The organism is Allomuricauda ruestringensis DSM 13258, assembly GCF_000224085.1.
In the GTDB taxonomy this organism is placed as follows: Bacteria; Bacteroidota; Bacteroidia; order Flavobacteriales; family Flavobacteriaceae; genus Flagellimonas; species Flagellimonas ruestringensis.
Genome location: NC_015945.1, coordinates 2311455 through 2329958, shown reverse-complemented (window position 1 = coordinate 2329958; position 18504 = coordinate 2311455). Strand labels below are relative to the sequence as shown.

18 protein-coding genes are annotated in these 18504 nt (G+C 41.5%); 10 read left to right on the top strand and 8 right to left on the bottom strand.

Annotated features, from left to right (window positions below):
- Positions 1-60: 60 nt before the first annotated feature.
- Entirely contained in the window at positions 61-1833 is a 1773-nt protein-coding gene (locus tag MURRU_RS10465) for a M14 family metallopeptidase (RefSeq protein ID WP_014033441.1), read from the top strand.
- Here MURRU_RS10465 and MURRU_RS10460 read toward each other — a convergent pair.
- Positions 1826-2425 carry an NUDIX hydrolase gene (locus MURRU_RS10460; protein ID WP_014033440.1) on the bottom strand — a complete coding sequence of 200 codons (600 nt, stop codon included), beginning with the start codon at positions 2423-2425 and terminating at the stop codon, positions 1826-1828. The two genes, MURRU_RS10465 and MURRU_RS10460, sit on opposite strands and share 8 nt — an antisense overlap.
- Before the next feature lie 7 nt (positions 2426-2432).
- Between MURRU_RS10460 and pyrE the strand changes: the two genes are divergently transcribed.
- Positions 2433-3071: an orotate phosphoribosyltransferase gene (pyrE, locus tag MURRU_RS10455; RefSeq protein ID WP_014033439.1), complete on the top strand. Its 639-nt coding sequence runs from the start codon at positions 2433-2435 to the stop codon at positions 3069-3071.
- A gap of 9 nt (positions 3072-3080) precedes the next feature.
- Complete coding sequence (locus MURRU_RS10450) at positions 3081-3479, top strand: orotate phosphoribosyltransferase (RefSeq protein ID WP_014033438.1); 399 nt, start codon at positions 3081-3083, stop codon at positions 3477-3479.
- On the opposite strand, the gene MURRU_RS10445 is transcribed toward MURRU_RS10450, so the two are convergent.
- Complete coding sequence (locus tag MURRU_RS10445) at positions 3473-4216, bottom strand: biotin--[acetyl-CoA-carboxylase] ligase (protein WP_014033437.1); 744 nt, start codon at positions 4214-4216, stop codon at positions 3473-3475. The two genes, MURRU_RS10450 and MURRU_RS10445, sit on opposite strands and share 7 nt — an antisense overlap.
- An 82-nt stretch (positions 4217-4298) precedes the next feature.
- Here MURRU_RS10445 and rsfS point away from each other — a divergent pair, with 82 nt between their 5' ends.
- The 6 genes from rsfS (at position 4299) to MURRU_RS10415 (ending at position 9030) form a co-directional block, all read left to right on the top strand.
- A complete protein-coding gene (gene rsfS, locus MURRU_RS10440) occupies positions 4299-4676 on the top strand; it encodes a ribosome silencing factor (protein ID WP_014033436.1) in 378 nt (125 codons plus the stop codon).
- 6 nt (positions 4677-4682) lie between these two features.
- On the top strand, positions 4683-6635 hold the full coding sequence (gene ftsH / locus MURRU_RS10435) for an ATP-dependent zinc metalloprotease FtsH (protein WP_014033435.1): 1953 nt from the start codon (positions 4683-4685) through the stop codon (positions 6633-6635).
- 67 nt (positions 6636-6702) lie between these two features.
- Positions 6703-7311: an LUD domain-containing protein gene (locus MURRU_RS10430; RefSeq protein WP_014033434.1), complete on the top strand. Its 609-nt coding sequence runs from the start codon at positions 6703-6705 to the stop codon at positions 7309-7311.
- Between the two features lie 4 nt (positions 7312-7315).
- Positions 7316-8119: a phosphatidate cytidylyltransferase gene (locus MURRU_RS10425; protein WP_014033433.1), complete on the top strand. Its 804-nt coding sequence runs from the start codon at positions 7316-7318 to the stop codon at positions 8117-8119.
- Positions 8109-8774, top strand: a complete 666-nt coding sequence (locus MURRU_RS10420; RefSeq protein WP_014033432.1) for a phosphatidylserine decarboxylase family protein — start codon at positions 8109-8111, stop codon at positions 8772-8774. The genes MURRU_RS10425 and MURRU_RS10420 overlap by 11 nt, the downstream gene beginning before the upstream one ends.
- On the top strand, positions 8767-9030 hold the full coding sequence (locus tag MURRU_RS10415; RefSeq protein ID WP_014033431.1) for an acyl-CoA-binding protein: 264 nt from the start codon (positions 8767-8769) through the stop codon (positions 9028-9030). The genes MURRU_RS10420 and MURRU_RS10415 overlap by 8 nt, the downstream gene beginning before the upstream one ends.
- Here MURRU_RS10415 and MURRU_RS10410 read toward each other — a convergent pair.
- The 5 genes from MURRU_RS10410 to MURRU_RS10390 form a co-directional block, all read right to left on the bottom strand.
- On the bottom strand, positions 9027-10295 hold the full coding sequence (locus MURRU_RS10410; RefSeq protein ID WP_014033430.1) for a sterol desaturase family protein: 1269 nt from the start codon (positions 10293-10295) through the stop codon (positions 9027-9029). The genes MURRU_RS10415 and MURRU_RS10410 overlap by 4 nt on opposite strands.
- A gap of 52 nt (positions 10296-10347) precedes the next feature.
- Entirely contained in the window at positions 10348-11181 is an 834-nt protein-coding gene (locus tag MURRU_RS10405) for a sugar phosphate nucleotidyltransferase (RefSeq protein ID WP_148261500.1), read from the bottom strand.
- A gap of 5 nt (positions 11182-11186) precedes the next feature.
- A complete protein-coding gene (locus MURRU_RS10400) occupies positions 11187-12239 on the bottom strand; it encodes a GHMP family kinase ATP-binding protein (protein ID WP_014033428.1) in 1053 nt (350 codons plus the stop codon).
- Between the two features lie 14 nt (positions 12240-12253).
- Complete coding sequence (locus MURRU_RS10395; RefSeq protein WP_014033427.1) at positions 12254-13642, bottom strand: Gfo/Idh/MocA family protein; 1389 nt, start codon at positions 13640-13642, stop codon at positions 12254-12256.
- A gap of 104 nt (positions 13643-13746) precedes the next feature.
- The gene (locus tag MURRU_RS10390; RefSeq protein ID WP_014033425.1) at positions 13747-16377 is read right to left on the bottom strand and encodes a valine--tRNA ligase; all 2631 of its coding nucleotides are present in this window, start codon (positions 16375-16377) and stop codon (positions 13747-13749) included.
- 198 nt (positions 16378-16575) lie between these two features.
- Between MURRU_RS10390 and MURRU_RS10385 the strand changes: the two genes are divergently transcribed.
- The gene (locus tag MURRU_RS10385; RefSeq protein ID WP_014033424.1) at positions 16576-16962 is read left to right on the top strand and encodes a DUF1573 domain-containing protein; all 387 of its coding nucleotides are present in this window, start codon (positions 16576-16578) and stop codon (positions 16960-16962) included.
- 63 nt (positions 16963-17025) lie between these two features.
- Here MURRU_RS10385 and MURRU_RS10380 read toward each other — a convergent pair whose 3' ends face one another.
- Positions 17026-18369 carry an aspartyl protease family protein gene (locus tag MURRU_RS10380; protein ID WP_014033423.1) on the bottom strand — a complete coding sequence of 448 codons (1344 nt, stop codon included), beginning with the start codon at positions 18367-18369 and terminating at the stop codon, positions 17026-17028.
- Positions 18370-18504: the final 135 nt, after the last annotated feature.

The following is an 18504-nucleotide window of genomic DNA, read 5'->3' as shown; positions in this document are numbered from 1 at the left end:
ATTCTGTATTTTTGGTACCGCCAAACAGGTTTTTGTGCGAACCAAAGTTCCCATAATATTTTGAAGTATATAATTTTCTTAACGGCTCTTTTTCTTTTGATCTCCTGCGAATCTGAAACGCAGGATGAAAAGCCCTCGTATCCGACCCATTATGAATCATCGGACGGAAAGGAAACGGCCACTTATAAACAAACCATTGACTATTACATTGCCCTTGCCCGTGAATTTCCCGAGATAAACATTCATACCATTGGGAAAACGGATAGCGGTTACCCGCTGCACACGGTAACATTTAACCCAGATGGGGATTTTAATTATGAAAATATTCGCAAGGAAAAAACCATTATCCTAATAAACAATGGAATACACCCGGGCGAAAGTGATGGTATAGATGCCACCATGATGCTTTACAGGGACTTGGCCACCGGTAAACTGCCCACACCCAAAAATACGGTATTGGTCACCATTCCCATCTATAACGTGGGTGGCTCACTTAATCGCAACTCCACCACCAGGGCCAATCAAAATGGACCTTTTGAATATGGGTTTCGGGGAAATGCCCGCAATTACGACCTTAATCGGGATTTCATCAAAATGGATACCCAAAACGCCAAGACCTTTGCGCAGATATTCCATAGGGTAAAACCCGATGTTTTTATAGATAACCATGTAAGCAATGGAGCAGATTACCAATACACCTTGACCCACCTTTTTACCCAACACAATAAATTGGGCGGTGAAATGGGCAAATACCTGCACAATACTTTAATGCCAGCTCTTGAAAATTCTTTAGCGGAAAAGGAATGGGACATTACCCCTTATGTAAATGTATTCAATGTCCCTCCCGAAATGGGATTTACCCAATTTATGGATCACCCCCGATACTCTACAGGATATACAACACTATGGAGCACCTTGGGTTTAATGGTAGAAACACACATGTTAAAACCCTACAAACAACGTGTTGAAGGTACTTATGCCCTAATGCAGAGTCTTATTGATGTAGTAGAAGTTGAGCACGAGGACATAAAATCCCTCCGAAAAGAAACTTTGGAAAAAAACCTGGACCTTGCCGAATATTATTTTAACTGGCAAGTGGACACCACAAAAACCAGTGCCCTAAATTTTAAAGGGTTTGAAGCTGAACAGATCACTAGCGAAGTAACCGGACTTCCAAGATTAAAGTACAACCGAGATAAGCCGTTCACCAAAGAGACGGTATACCAAGATTACTTTTATCCAGTGGACACAGTTAAGGTTCCAGAAGCCTATATCGTAAAAAAGAGTTGGAAAAAGGTCATAGAGCGGTTGGATGCCAACAAAATTCAATATTCATCCATAGCAAAAGATACCACCCTTTCCGTAGAAGTTTACAAAATAGTGGATTACAATACCAGAAATGAACCTTATGAAGGTCATTACCTGCACTCCGACACCCAAGTGGAAAAAATCATTAAAAAAGTTCATTTTAGGGAAGGTGATCTGTTGGTGCCCACCCGTCAACCAGGAATCAGATTTCTTTTGGAGACATTGGAACCGCAGGGAGCCGACTCATTCTTTAACTGGAACTTTTTTGATACCGTACTGCAACGCAAAGAAGGGTTCTCCCCTTACGTTTTTGAAGATGTAGCTTTGGAAATGCTGCAAAAAGACTCTTTGTTACTTCGGGGGTTTGAAATGAAAAAAGAAAACGACCTTAATTTTGCCAACAATTGGTACGCACAATTGAATTGGATTTTTGAACGTTCTGTACATTTTGAAGAAGCCTACCTCACCTACCCTATTTTCAGAATAGCAAAAAACAGTGAAGCCGCAGGTTTGTTAACTAATTAAAAGGCCAATCATCAAACAACACCTTAATGTTATGGTAAGAGTTCTTTAATGCCTTTTTGGTTTTTTTGGGGCCTTTCCACTTTACCTTTTTGATGCCTTCGGCTTTTTCGGCCACCAATTTTCCGGTGTAATCGGTCGACATAATAAACCAATGCGTCTGCTTCAATCGGTATTCCCCGTTTCTTTTAAATATGTGGAACGTTGTGTGAAGAAATCTTTCAATCACAAGATTTTTTACACCGGTTTCCTCCTCAACTTCCCTGATCGCAGCATTTTCTATGGATTCTCCCTTGTCCACTTTTCCCTTTGGCAAATCCCACTTTCCGTTTCTGTAAATAAAAAGAACCTTGCCCTTTTTATTAATTACAAATCCACCGCCGGCAACCACTACTGGAATCTTGTGCATAAAAAGCTTTAGGATTTTTTTATCATCAGGATGGTAGAGATACGCTTTTTTCAACTTCTTTTTGGACAATAACCGAATTGCCTCAACAATAGAATCACCATCCAAAGAGAACAAATTACCATTGGAATCCTGAGGGCGCTCGTTTGTTAAAATCAGTGGGGCCTCATTAACAAAAACTTCATACATTTGCGCAATGGTTTTAGATAAACAAATCGCAAAAAAAACAGCTGAACTGTTATTACAAATTAATGCAATTAAGTTGGAACCTGAAAATCCTTTTACATGGGCTTCAGGTTGGAAATCTCCTATTTATTGCGACAATAGAATTATGCTCTCCTACCCCGAGGTAAGAAGCTTTGTCAGGGAAGAAATTGCAAAGCAAGTTGAAGAGCTTTACGGAAAGCCGGATGTGATTGCCGGTGTGGCCACAGGAGCCATCGGAATTGGCATTTTGGTCGCAGAAGCTTTGGGACTTCCCTTTGTTTATGTAAGGCCAAAACCCAAAGAACACGGTAGGCAAAACCAGATTGAAGGATATTTTGAACCCGGCCAGAGCGTTGTGGTCATCGAAGATTTGATCAGTACTGGAAACAGCAGCCTTAATGCCGTACAGGCTTTGAAGGAACAACAAGCCGACATCAAGGGAATGATCGCCATTTTTACCTATGGTTTCCCTGTATCCGTTGAGAATTTTAAAAAAGAAGGCGTGGAACTCCATACCTTGTCCGATTACGAAAACCTGATCGAGCAAGCTTCGGATACCAACTACATCCAAGAAACACAACTACAAACCCTATTGGAGTGGAGATCCAATCCACAAGAATGGAAATAATATTTTACCATGCACATTGAAGCCTCAAAAAAGAAAGTAGCCAAAAGCGATAAAGAAGTATTTGAGTTCTTGACGGACATCAAAAACTTTGAAACCTTGATGCCTGAGAATATTGACAAATTTGAAGTATTGGACGAAAACACATTCAAATTTGCGTTGAAAGGCATGCCGGAAATTGTACTTAGGCTGAAGGAGCAAAACCCGCATGACAAAGTTGTTTTGGGTGCGGCAAGCGACAAACTTCCTTTTACACTAACTGCCGACATTGAATCCTTAGGAGAAAATGAAAGCGAGGTAGCATTAAATTTTGAAGGTGAGTTCAATGCCATGATGGCCATGATGATCAAGGCGCCGATTACCAATTTTATGGGAACTTTGTCCAATAATCTGGATAAAATAGGTCAGTAAAGCAGGCTTACCTCCTTTAAATCAAATGCTTTAAATACCCTATCCTCCAATTCGAGCACTAATTTGCCCGAAGGTGACACCCTGCGGATATATCCTATGAACATTTTTCCCTGGGCATTGGCAAAGGTAGAGGGCTTATCCTTTCTAAAAAGCACCTTCTCGTATGCAGGCAATAGTTGAGAAACAGTTTTTGTTTCTATTTTCTCCAAATGAAACCCGATACGCTCCAAAATTATGTGAAGGAGCTCCTCCAAATCAAAGTTACGGCCCGTTGTCGACTTTAATGATGATGCTTTGTCCAACCCCTCAAAATCCGTTTGGTTCACATTTAGCCCTATTCCGATGATCGAATGCCCCACCTTGGCCCCCTTAAGTATATTTTCTATCAAAATACCACATATTTTCATGGAACCTGACATAATGTCGTTGGGCCATTTCACCTTAACATTGGGCACAGAGAGTTCCGTTACGGCATCAAAAACCGCCAAGGAAATCGCAATGTTTAAAACAAATTGGTGTTGAACGCTCAAAGAATCAAATTTTTTCAACACACTGAAAGTAAGGTTTTTACCCCCACAAGATTGCCATACAGCCCCCATTTGTCCTCTCCCTTTAAGTTGTTTATCCGTAACAACAACGGTATAATCCGAAGGGTTTTCCGAGCGCAGTAAATCCTTCAAATACAAATTTGTGGAGTCCGTGGCATCAAGTTTGAGTATTTGAAAATGTTGTCCCAATGTAGCAAGCCTTTATGATTTGTTAAAAACTAGGGCTAAGAAAACAAAAAAAACATAACTTTGTAAAAACTAAAATTTTTGAATGCAGAAAACGAAAGCTAGCGCAGATGAATTGATTGCCTTGATCCTAGAAGGAATAGAAGACGTTAAAGGAGTTGATATAAACCTACTTGACCTTAGGGAAATCGAAAATACAGTTTGCGACTACTTTATCATCTGTAACGGTACTTCCAACACACATGTAAACGCAATTGTATCCTCCGTCCAAAAAAAAGTTAGCAAGGCCATACACGACAAGCCTTGGCATGTCGAAGGCTCTGAAAACGCAGAATGGGTGCTGATGGACTATGTTAACGTTGTGGTACATGTATTTCAAAAACATATTAGGGAATTTTATGACATTGAGGGACTTTGGGGAGATGCCAAAGTCACTATGGTGGAAAGCAGTTACAATTCTTAAGAAAAAATGGCAAAAGAAAACAACCCAAATAATAATACTCCAAAGAAGCCACGTTTAAGTTCGTGGTGGATTTATGGTGTGGTAATCGCCTTGATCATTGGCTTCCAATTTTTTGGAGGAAGCAGTTTTTCAAGCACCGAAAAAACCACAACCTCCGAATTACAGGAATTTTTGCGCAATGGTGATATTTCCAAAATCGTCATCATTACAAATACACGTCAGGCCAAGGTTTTCCTTACCGAGGAAGCACTGAACAAAGATGTCCATAAAGGCGTGGCCGAAAAACCTTTGTTCCCTTCCACAGGATTGGTACCCCAGTATGTGCTGGATTATGGTGATTTACAGATTTTCCAAAACGAAATCACGGAAATCAAAAAAGAGAACAACCTCGACACTATTGTTGAGTTTGACACGGAATCCAACGTAATCGGCGAAATATTCTTAACCCTGCTTCCATTTGCCCTTATTATTGGTATTTGGATCTACCTTATGCGCAGAATGTCTGGCGGTGCAGGTGGTGGCGCAGGCGGACAGATTTTCAACATTGGAAAATCCAAAGCCAAATTGTTCGATGAAAAAACAGATACCCGCACCTCTTTTAAAGATGTGGCAGGTCTCGAAGGAGCCAAAGAAGAAGTACAGGAAATCGTAGAATTCCTTAAAAATCCTGACAAATACACCTCTTTAGGTGGTAAAATACCAAAGGGAGCCCTGTTGGTAGGTCCACCCGGAACCGGTAAAACATTATTGGCAAAAGCCGTGGCAGGTGAGGCCAAAGTACCTTTCTTCTCGCTATCAGGTTCCGATTTTGTTGAAATGTTCGTAGGCGTTGGGGCATCAAGAGTGCGCGATTTGTTCAAACAAGCAAAGGACAAATCTCCAGCCATTATTTTTATTGATGAGATTGATGCCATTGGACGTGCAAGAGGAAAAAACAACTTTACAGGTTCCAACGATGAGCGTGAAAACACCTTGAACCAGTTATTGACCGAGATGGATGGTTTTGGCACCAATACCAACGTAATCGTACTTGCCGCAACCAACCGTGCCGATGTATTGGACAAAGCTTTAATGCGCGCAGGACGTTTTGACCGTCAAATTTATGTTGACCTGCCCGACCTGAACGAAAGAAAAGAAATTTTTGAAGTACACCTTCGCCCGATCAAGACCGCTGAAACCTTGGACTTGGACTTTTTGGCCAAGCAAACCCCTGGGTTCTCCGGAGCCGATATTGCCAACGTTTGCAACGAAGCTGCCCTTATCGCAGCCCGTAAAGAGAAAAAAGCAGTGACCAAGCAAGATTTCTTGGATGCCGTGGATAGAATTGTTGGAGGTCTGGAAAAGAAAAACAAAATCATTACCCCTGAGGAAAAGAAAACCATCGCATACCACGAAGCTGGACACGCAACGGTAAGCTGGATGTTGGAACACGCTGCGCCTTTGGTAAAAGTCACCATTGTTCCCCGTGGACAATCCTTGGGAGCTGCATGGTATTTGCCCGAAGAACGTTTAATTGTACGTCCAGAGCAAATGTTGGACGAAATGTGCGCCACTATGGGCGGTAGAGCAGCAGAAAAAGTAATGTTTGATAAAATATCCACAGGTGCGTTAAGCGATTTGGAAAAAGTAACCAAACAAGCTCGCGCCATGGTCACTATTTATGGGCTAAATGATCAATTGGGGAATATCACCTATTATGACTCATCTGGCCAGAACGAATATGGATTTACCAAACCATATAGTGAGCAGACTGCTCAAAAAATTGATCAGGAAATTTCCAAAATGATTGAAGAGCAATACAAAAGAGCTATTAAATTGTTGGCCGACAACAAGGACAAGCTTACCGAACTTGCCGAAAGACTTTTGGACAAAGAAGTTATTTTTAAAGACGATCTGGAAAAAATATTTGGTAGGAGGCCTTTTGAAAAAGAGGAAGAAAAACTTGAACCCGCAGAATAAACCCTTGATATAAAAGTTTAATCAAAAGAATTATATTGATTCAGTAGCAAAGAACACAATGCCATAAATGGGAGTTTTTAAAAAACTATTCGGAGGAGGAAAAAAGGTTTCCAAGGAAACTGCGGAAACCCGTGGCGACCACATGCCCGATTTAAAAATTCCCGTAGATGAGAAATTTACCATCTACTTTAAAAAAAATGGAGGAAAATTTATTTACTGTGAAGACTTTGCCGAAATCTCCGAAGCTCTCAAAAATATTGTTTCCGAAAACGATTGGCAAAACCATCTTTTCTATTCTATGGATCCAAGATTGGAAACCCGTTTTGCTTCAGAAAATATAGATTTCACGAACAACCGTAACGAAAGTGAGATTTTCTTCACCACCTGTGAACACCTTGTTGCGCACAATGGTTCCATTTTGGTATGCTCCAATCAAATCAAGGAAAAAAAATTAAATGAACTCCCTTCCAATTTGGTGGTGTTCGCCACTACCAGTCAATTGGTGGATTCCATAAGCGAAGCACTTAAAATAATTAAAGAACGTTATCAAAATAATATTCCCAATAATATTACCACATTAAAGCACTTTCAAGCTACCGAGGAAAACAAAGATGACTTTCTTTCCTACGGAAGTGCCTCAAAAAATGTATATCTTTTACTCCTAGAAGATTTCTAAATACATGAGAGAAATTTTAAGACGCTCCATAACAGGGGTGATTTATGTGGTACTTCTGCTAGGCGCGGTATTTTTAAGTTCGGACGCTTTCGACTTTCTTTTTATGGCATTTGGTTTGGCCTGCCTCTATGAATATAAGCGTATAGTTCGCCTTAAGGGGTATTATATGTTTGCAGCATATTTGGCACTTTGGTGGGTTTTTATCTACTTGACCAACGATAGCACAGCGGTAAACTTGTTGATGCTTTGCACCATAGCAGTGGACCTAGCACTGTTAATGTTCCTGTTTTCGAAAAAACCGAGAAAATTCAATAACCTTCAAAAATTTACCATCGGCCTTTTTTACATCGGGGGCGGATGTATTTTTTTGACCATGATACCATATAAACATGATGAGTTTGCACAATTTTTGATCATGGGCATCTTTATTTTAATATGGGTAAACGACACATTTGCCTATTTGGTCGGAAGAACTTTGGGCCGCTCAAAATTATTTCCTGCAGTTTCACCCAAAAAAACTATTGAAGGTTCTGTAGGAGGTCTTATTTTTGCACTGGTGGCCGCTTACTTTTTATCCTGGTACGAAACAAAGCTTTCTGTAACAGAGTGGATGGCAATGGCCTGTTTAATAGTGGTCGCAGGGAGTTTGGGCGATTTATTGGAATCAAAATTCAAACGAATGGCCGGGGTAAAGGATAGCGGAGCTATTTTACCCGGGCATGGCGGAATTTGGGATCGACTGGATAGCTTGGTGTTCGCTGCGCCTTTTGCTTATTTGATTTTAAATATATTCTCCTATGTTTCATAAAGAGGGGCAAAAAATTATTATCACCACTTTTTTTCTAGTGGTAGCTGCCGTATTGGTCGCACAGTATTATATTGATGTGGAATGGATTCGTTTTGCCGTTCAAATAGCCGCATTGTTTCTTTTGATTGCAATTCTGCAGTTTTTTAGAAACCCGAAAAGATTGGTCTCCCCCAATTTTGATGAAATCCTGGCCCCCGTTGATGGTAAGGTCGTTGTTATCGAAGAAGTTGATGAACCCGAATACTTCAAAGAAAGAAGAAAACAGGTATCCATATTTATGTCGCCAACCAATGTACATGTAACCCGATACCCTGCCAGTGGCACGGTGACCTATTCCAAATACCACCCTGGAAAATATTTGGTGGCCTGGCACCCAAAATCCAGTACCGATAACGAACGTACCACCATAATACTGCACACCCCTAAATTTGGCGAAATAGGATACAGGCAGATTGCCGGTGCCATGGCACGTAGAATTGTAAACTATGCCGAAGAAGGCGAACAAGTAACCCAAGGGGAAGATTCAGGTTTTATAAAATTTGGTTCTCGGGTTGACCTTTTATTGCCCCTTGATTGTGACATCACTGTTAAACTAAACCAAAAAGTAGTTGGGGCACGTACCTGTATTGCTTCCGTAAGACCTTTGGATGATTGACAAAGAGCTACATAAAAGGTTCAACGATGCCGTTGACTTTGTTAACGACTACACAGACCCACTACCAGCGGACCTGTTATTAAAACTGTACGCCTATTTTAAGATAGCGAACAAAAATTTCGACAATCCAGGGAGCAGAACCCCACTCATTAATGCATTTAAGGCCAACGCGCTGTTTCAAGCCAAAAGAATCAGTGTAGAGGAGGCCATGGAAAAATATGTGGAACTAGTGGAGAAAGAACTAAAAATACTCTAAGAAGCCAAATCTGTAGCAATAAACGACTTCTCAAAGTAGGTAAAGTAGATACCTCCAAAAATGGTGATCAAAAAATAAAAAGCCACAAAATAGCTTCCCATGGAAAGATACGCATTGATTCCGAACCAGTCCCTAGTAAAATAAATCAAGACCAATCCCCCTACTCCTCGAATCACTTCAATCCAAACTGCATAATTTTTACGATCCATCAAGGTAGTGTATCCATAAATACCCACAAAAATAAACGCACCGAACAACAAGAGTCCCTCAAAACCAATATCTGAGTAGTTGTAGAACATAAAAAGCATCAAAATGGTGGTAATGGCCAGTTGAAAGAGTGAATATCCTTTAAGGGAAGAGGATGCTTGAGGTTTATACTTCCTGAAATTATATACATTCTCAATAATGGCAACAGGATATTTCTCTTTTACATCCTGTGGCCGCCAACCCGTAGGCATAAACCAGATTCGTAACTTATCCCAATAGTTTTTGGTTCGCCATGCATCTTGGGTCAATCGCCATAAATGTTGAAAGTTAATAATGATGGGATTCCATGTGTTGGCGGGTTTCAGCACTCCGTATTGCGGTGGAACCTCATCCAATTCCTCTTGAAAAGTCCCGAACATTCGGTCCCAAACACAAAAAATCTGTCCGAGGTTTTTATCAATGTACTCTTTATTGATGGCATGATGCACCCGATGTTGCGAGGGAGTAACAATCACGTATTCCAAAAAGCCCATTTTTCCAATATACTGGGTATGATACCAAAACTGAGCAAAAAGATGAATAGGTGCCAGTACAGCAATAACTTGGTGGGGAACACCCAAAAGAGCGGCCGGAACCAATAATAGCGCATAATAGCCCAACAAATTGGAAATAGGCTGCCGAAGCGCACACGCTAAATTAAATTCCTCGCTACTGTGATGAATCACATGTTGGTTCCAAAAAAAGTTGATATGATGGCTTAACCTGTGATTCCAGTAGCCCGCAAAGTCCAAAGCAATAAAGGCCACCACCCAAACCAACCAAGTTGCCTTAATTTCAATAAGCGCCAAATGCTCCAATAAAAAAGGATAACTGACCAGAATGAGCACAAGCCCCAAAGAATCTTTCACCACATTGGTCAAACCCGAGCTAAGGCTACTCACGGTATCCATGAGATTGTGTTTCTGATCTTTTACAAATCGGCCGTAAAGTATCTCAAAAAGTACTAGGCCAATAAAAAATGGTGTAGCATATAACAATGCCGTTGCATACGATTCCATTTCCAAAAATTAAACTTTGCTCGATGCAAGAATGGGATTATATGCCTTTAAGTTACTCTAAATTTTTAAATAATTGAATATCATTGGCATCCGTTAAATCTGGAATGTGTTCGGAGCGGGGTATACAAAGTACGCTCCGTGGTTGTTCGCCAACCAAAATAGCTACTGCTTTGGGGAGTTCCTTTTCATCTCGGACAGGGTCTACAGGGCAATTTTTTAAATACGGATATATGGTTTCTCCGGAAAAACTAAAAATGTTCATGCTCACCCGAAGCTCGCCTGAGGCATCTTTATATTTGGGCACATCCCATACATTTGGTTTTTCAATGATCTGCTGTAGAAATCCATCCGAAGAAATGTCCATCACGGCAAATTTGGCAATGCGCTCTTCGGTATAGTCAAAGCCTGAACTGCCATAACTGATCAAGGCATGTGGTGCTGTTCTGTCTTGTCTCAAATCTTTTAAAGCACCCACAGAGTATAGGTTATCCCCATTGCAAACGGTAAAAATGGTCTGTTTCAACTCTGGGTATTGGTCCAAACATTGTTGAAGGGCATCGGCGGTACCCAATGGTTTTTTTCTTCCCTCGGGCACACTTTGCACTGCCAAAAACACTTCCAACCCGACAGGAAGATCCTTATTATCAATCAAACTTTGAAATGCTTGGTTCTCGGGACTAGTGATCAAATACAGTTTGGCGTAACCTGCTTCCACGGCATTCTGTACCAAGTAGTACAAGAAGGGCCTTCCATTTTTCCCTACGGGAATCAAACTTTTATGGGGGATATTGTCCATGATCCCTTTTTGGCCCTCCTTAGTTTTTAAACTCCGCTTCATTCGGGAAGACTCCCCTCCCACCATAATGATCAAACTTGTATTCTCCATTTGCATTAACTTGTTAATTCTACAGCATACACCGCTTTGGCGCCTTTGTCCAAAAACGCCTGTTTTACCTGTTCCTCGACAGCATCAGTTACCATGGCCACCATACAACCTCCACCTCCCGAACCGATTATTTTTGTTCCCAATGCACCCATCTCACGGGCAACATCCATCATTTCCACCATTTCCGATGGTGTATTCTTGATTTGATTTTGAAGAATGATTTGGTGCTGGTTCATTAAATCTCCCAAAGCTGAAATATTTGGGTTTGGCTTCAACAGCTCTTTTTTTGCTTCCAAAGTGATGTGATAGTTGTAAATCGTGGCATACCAATACCCCTGAAACTCCTCTGGCACCAAGTCGATGTATTTTTCATAATCACTCAAACATGATTCTTCCAAAACAAATTCAGGATGTACCTTTTTAACGGCATCCACCGCTTCTTGTGCGTACACTCGTGCATTTTTGAGCACTTCCAAGGTTTTTTTTGGAACGCCCGATTCAGCAACCAACAGTTTGCCCAAATCAGCATTCAAACGTGTGCTTTCCCCACTTTGGGTGTCGATATAAATAAGTCCTTTTTGTGCGATGGTGTACTGATCCATCAAACCTCCGGGTTGATCAAAAAACAACACTTCGGCCTCATACGCCCATCTCCCAATTTGATAATCACTGATATCTTCCGATTTCCCCTGTGTCGCCACCAAAAAACGGATCCAGGCCACTACCAAGGCCGAAGAACTGGATAATCCTGCATTCACGGGAATGTTTCCTGAAATTTCGATGTCGTAACCTTGGTCAAGTTGGAAACCTTGCTCTTTTAAAACTACCATTACCGACCTGAAGTAATCATCGGCTTGCACTTGTTTCAAACCATCATCCAAAGAAATGGACAACTCGTCCTTTAAATCCAACAACTTCAAAAGGTATTTCCTATCAGAATTCGGGTTCGCCTTTAAATTGATGAAGCGGTCAATGGTACCTGCAATGACGGGCAATCCCAAATAATCTTGATGGTCTCCGTAAAAACAGATTCGGGCCGGGACTTTTATTTCAATCATTAATCTTGGTCTACTTAGCTTATAATCTCCAAAGGCGCTGTTTCTTTCCAGTTGCCTCTGGTAAAATCTGGAAAGGGTTGCGGTGCTCCCCCACTTGCCACTGAACGCTCGCTTAAAGGAGAAACGGCACTCCACAAACATCCTTCGTACACATTTTGGTCCAACGGAAGTCCTTGTTGCAGGCATTCCACAATTCGATATACCATAATGCCGTCCATTCCGCCGTGTCCACTTCCTTTGGCTGCTTCGTTCAATCTTTTGTAGAGTGGGTGGTCGTATTTTTCGTATAATTTTTCCAATTGTTCTCCTTGTACCCAAGAGTGATGGTCCTTGGTGAGCCCTTCCACGCCACCTTCCAGCGCTACGCGGGTCGGAAATCCTGCCAACGCACCTTTGGTTCCCTGCACCAAGTTCAATCGGGAATAGGGCCTTGGGCTGGTCTCGTCCCATTGCACCATAATGGTTTTCCCAAGGGAGGTTTTAATTATGGACGTATTCAAATCTCCTCCTTTAAAATCGAGTTTGTTCCATTTATGATCGGCTGGATAATTTTTTTCTGCATACAGCTCGCGTCCTCTTGCGGGCGTAGAGAAAGAAACCAAACTGCCAAAGGTATCTTCTTGTCTCGCCAAGCTCATATATTGGGCAACAGGACCCAAACCGTGGGTCGGGTACAAGTTTCCATTCCGTTTGGCATAGTGGGGCGTCCTCCAAGAACCCGTGCCCCGCTCCTGCTCTTCCATTTGCCAACGCAGTTCGTGAATGTAGGCTGCTTCGCCGTGCAAAATTTCACCAACCACACCTTGCCTGCACATATTGAGGAACATCAACTCATCACGGCTGTAATTAACATTTTCCAGCATCATGCAATGTTTTTGAGTACGTTCACTGGCATCCACAATATCCCACATATCTTGAATGGTGGTAGCGATTGGAACCTCAACGAATGCGTGTGCTCCATTTTCCATGGCTCCAATGGCCATAGGTGCGTGATTTACCCAGTTCGTGGCAATAAACACCACATCGGGCTTTACTTCTTTGAGCATGGTACGCCACTTGTCCTCATCACCCCAGTATTGGGCCATATTCTGATGTCGGTCTGGCCCACTGGCCTCTTTTACCCACTGGGTCTTTTCTTTTACCAAATCCTCGTATAAATCACAGATGGCGACGACTTCGGTGCCTTCCAGAGCAGCAAAAAACTTGGCGTGGGTTCCTCCCCGTGCTCCTACTCCGATAAATGCTGCACGCACCTTTTCCAGTTTAGGTGCGGCAAATCCACCCATGTATGTTGATGAAAGTGGTCTATCCGAATTGGCTTTTAAATAAGTTGGGGCTATGGAAATTGCCGCCGCGGTCAATGAGGTTTTTTGGATAAAACTTCTTCTATTGAGGTTTTTCATTGGTAATTGTGTTGTTGGTTCTAATCTTTTCCAAAGTAAGAAAAATAATGAGAAAAGGGAAGCTGGCTTCCCTTTTCAAAATCATATCAATTTATAACCAAAGGTTATTTTAAACTGGCCAAACTCTTTTCCAAAGTCTCAATTTTGGCTTCGGCATCGGCAGCTTTTTTGCGTTCCATGGCCACCACTTTTTCAGGGGCGTTGTTCACAAAACGCTCATTGCTCAACTTCTTTTCCACAGATTTTAAAAATCCTTTGGTATAATTGAGCTCCTCCGTAATCTTGGCAATTTCCGCTTCAACATCAATGGCGCCACTTATTGGAATAAAATACTCGTTACTCTTTACCCTAAAAGTCAAAGCTCCTTCCAAACTGGCATCCACTGCCTCCATTTTTGACAGATTTCCTAGTTTAAGAATGATGGCATCCATCTGATTGCCTACTTTCTCACCATTCAACATAAAGAGTTCTAAAGCATCTTTTTGAGGAATGTTTTTCTCTTTTCTGATGGTTCTAACCCCTGAAATTACCTCGGAAGCAAATTCAAACTCGGCAATTAGGGCTGAATTCACTTCTTTCGCTTTTGGCCATTGGGCCACGATCAATGCATCTTCAGGAGTACGCTCGTCAATGTGCTGCCAAACTTCTTCCGTTAAGAAAGGCATAAATGGGTGTAACAATTTCAAGTTTTCTTCGAAAAGACCAAGCACTTCGTTGTAGGTTGCTTTATCGATTGGTTTTTGATACTCTGGCTTTACAATTTCCAGCAACCAAGAGCAAAAATCGTCCCACACCAATTTGTAGGTAGCCATCAAGGCATCGGAAATACGGTATTTGGAAAAATGGTCTTCAATTTCCACCAAAGTTTGATTGAACTTTGCCTTGTACCACTCAACTCCCTTTTGTGCGGCTTCGGGCTGCGGAATATTCGCGACTTCCCATCCCCTTACCAATCGGAACGCGTTCCAAATTTTATTGGCAAAGTTGGCTCCTTGCTGGCAAAGGGCTTCGTCGAACAACAAATCGTTTCCTGCTGCAGAACTCAATAAAAGTCCTACACGAACACCGTCAGCGCCAAAATCTTCAATCAATTTTAGGGCATCGGGTGAGTTACCCAAGGATTTTGACATTTTTCGGCGCTGTTTGTCACGAACCAAACCTGTGAGATATACATTTTCAAAAGGTCTTTCCCCCCGATATTCATATCCGGCCATGATCATACGGGCTACCCAGAAGAACAAAATATCGGGTCCCGTAACTAAATCGCTGGTTGGGTAGTAATAATTTACCTCTTTGTTATCTGGCTCTAAAATTCCACCGAAAACACTTATGGGCCACAACCACGAAGAAAACCAAGTATCCAATACGTCAGGATCTTGTGTTAAGTCCGAAGTCCGAAGTCCGAGGTCCGAAGTTTTTTCCTGTGCCAGTTTAAGTGCTTCTTCGGGGGTTTCTGCAACCACAAAATCCTCTTTTCCATCCCCATAATAATAAGCAGGAATTTGCTGTCCCCACCATAATTGACGGGAAATGTTCCAATCCCGGATGTTCTCCATCCAATGGCGATAGGTGTTTTCAAACTTGGAGGGGTACAATTTTACGTCCTTGGTCTTCAAAACGCCTTCAAGAGCAGGTTTGGCCATGTTTTCCATTTTCAGGAACCATTGGTCCGAAAGTCTTGGCTCGATTACGGCTTTGGTCCTTTCGGATGTACCCACTTTGTTGGTATGCTGTTCGGTTTTCACCAGATACCCTTTTTCTTCCAATTCCTTGGAAATTTCTTTACGCACCACAAAACGGTCCTTGCCTTCGTAGTGAAGGCCAAAAGAATTCAGGGTGGCATCCTCATTAAAAATATCAACTACATCTAGATTATGCTTTTCCCCAAGATTTTTATCGTTCTCGTCATGTGCAGGAGTTACTTTTAAGCATCCCGTACCAAATTCAACGTCCACATATTCATCTTCAATAATGGGAATCACCCTATCACAAATAGGTACAATGGCCTTTTTACCTTTAAGATGACGGTATCTTTCATCGTTTGGATTGATACAAATAGCGGTATCGCCCAAAATAGTCTCTGGACGGGTCGTGGCAATGATCACTTTTTCGTCCGAACCTTCAATGGCATAGGATAAATAATACAGGTTACCTTGTCGTTCTTCATAGATTACCTCCTCATCAGAAAGCGTGGTCTTCGCTTCAGGATCCCAATTCACCATTCGATACCCCCTGTAAATCAAGCCTTTATTATATAAATCAACAAAAACCTTGATTACCGAGGCTGACATATCGTCATCCATAGTAAACTTGGTTCGGCCCCAATCGCAGGAGCAGCCCAATTTTTTTAATTGTTGAAGGATTACCCCTCCGTACTCGTTGGTCCAATCCCATGCATGTTTTAGAAATTCATCGCGGGACAATTTTGATTTGTCAATACCATCAGCTTTAAGTTTGGCAACCACCTTGGCCTCGGTAGCGATAGAGGCATGGTCCATTCCCGGTACCCAACAGGCATTTTTACCTAAGAGTCGTGCCCTTCGGATAAGAACATCTTGAATGGTATTATTGAGCATGTGGCCCATGTGAAGCACACCAGTAACGTTTGGCGGGGGTATTACTATGGTATACGGCTCCCTTTCGTCTGGTTTGGAGCTAAAATAATTGTGCTCCGACCAGTAAGCATACCAGTGTTCTTCAACCCTTTTGGGGTCATATTTTGATGGAATTTCCATTTTTCGGTACAGTTTTTGTTTAATTGGACTGTGATTGGATTTTTGAAGGGAAAGCTAAATGTTAATTTTTACGCTATTCTTCGGATGAGAGCCAATCCAGAAATACGAAACAAAAATAAGTAACGTTATTCTATAACAAAAGAATTTTGGATGCAGGTATCAAAACATCTACATTTGAAGTTCACCCAAAAACCAAAAATGATGAAAAAAACTGTACTCATGCTGTTTGTAGGGCTTTTATCCTTAGGGATTTATGCTCAGGAGACTGCTAAAATCGAATTTAAAAGCGAGACCATTGATTACGGAGAAATCGAAAGAGGTAGCGATGGTGTTCGTGTTTTTGAATTTACCAACACTGGCGATGTTCCTTTGGTGATCAGCAATGTTAGATCTAGCTGCGGATGTACTATCCCTAAAAAGCCCGAAGAGCCCATTATGCCTGGAAAAGTTGGTAAAATTGAAGTGAAATATGACACCAACAGGGTTGGCCCCATTAGAAAGGCCATTACTGTGACCTCCAATGCGGATACTCCAACAAAAGTTTTGAAAATTAAGGGTACCGTTAAAAATCCGGGAGCGAAATAAGCAAAAAGAAAATTATAATTTAAAGCCCCAAAACCAATTGGTTTTGGGGCTTTTCGTTTCTTATTAGTCGTCATCAAACATCTTCTTAAGGACAAAAGTGAACAGCAAATCCCTATTGTATCGTTCGATCAATACTTTTATCCGCTTTCCTTCTCTTTCGTTAATCATTTTAAGGATTTCCTGTAGCTTGTACTTATGAACTCTTTTTCCGTTTACCGCTAAAATCACATCCCCTTCGCGCAAACCCGCCTCTGCTGCGGGACTTCCTGCACGAATACCGGATACCACTATTTCAGGAACAAGACTTAAACGGGTCTTGTTTTCCAATAAAATTTGAACATTGCCAAAAGTGTCCGCTTTGTCCTCTTTTACTATTCCATTGACATCGGCAATACTCTCTGCGATATAACGCAAACCGTTGTGCTGTAAATCTATTCCAGCTAAATTGTATTGGAAGGAGTCTTTGAAGTTGCCATTCTTTTTTAAGGTAACCAGACCTCGGGCATAATCGAACACCATATTAAAACGTTTAAGCACTTCGCCCCCCAAGCTGCCATTTCGGTCGCCCATACTTTCCAATCCCTGAAAAGATTCAAGGTAAGGAAATGCTACCTTGGCTTCTTCAAGTTCAAAATCGCCTATCCGAACCCCATTGATTTTACTTCGCTTTCCAAAAATATCACCGCTTAACCCCCTACCCAAGTGGTCCTCATAATTCTTCTCTGGGATTTCCAAGCCTTTTTCCGGTGCCGGAAACAGCCACAAGGCATCACTACTTCCGGTATCCACCAACAATTTCACGGGAACATTGGCGGTATCCTTCATTAAAACAGTACCTTCTACATAGGCTTTTCGTTTCTCCACGATAAGAGGGATGGTCTGTGTTTTTCTTTTGTTCCGATACTTATAAAGTTCTGGATTATGCAGTTTTATTTTTTTTGAGCTATAATTCACTTCAACAATAAAATCCCTAAAAAGGTCGTACCCCATAATTCCGTGCACAGGAATACCAAGAGTGGTAGAAAAATTGATTCCCCGATCCAAAACCACATAAAGGTCTTGGGAGTAATTTCTCGCCCCACCGAGTTTAAAGGCATTGTTTTTGGAACTTAAGGCCTTCATCGGCTCTCCGCCGCCAAGGCCGCGAATGGTGACCTCGGAAACATTGTTGATAGGTATGGAATCCGACTCGGAAAGATTAAAAAGTATAGGCTTACTGACCCCCGAATCCAAAATAAAGGTAAGCTCGGTACCGTTGATTTCTACTGGAATTATAATAAGGTTGTTGATCAGCTCAAACTTTATCTTTTGGAATTTTTCACCATCGGGCAATCGATATCCTTGCGACCAAATAAACAAGGGTGCAAAAAAAAGAAGTGCAAAAAAGATGATGTTTTTCCTCAACATGCTTAATTTCAACTAGTCATACTTATTAAATATACACATTTGGCTTCAAACCTCATCTTAATTTAACATTTCAATAAGCAAGGAATTATTCCTTAAAGTTGTTGTTTTCGATAGTTGGTTTTCTCATTTTTGCCA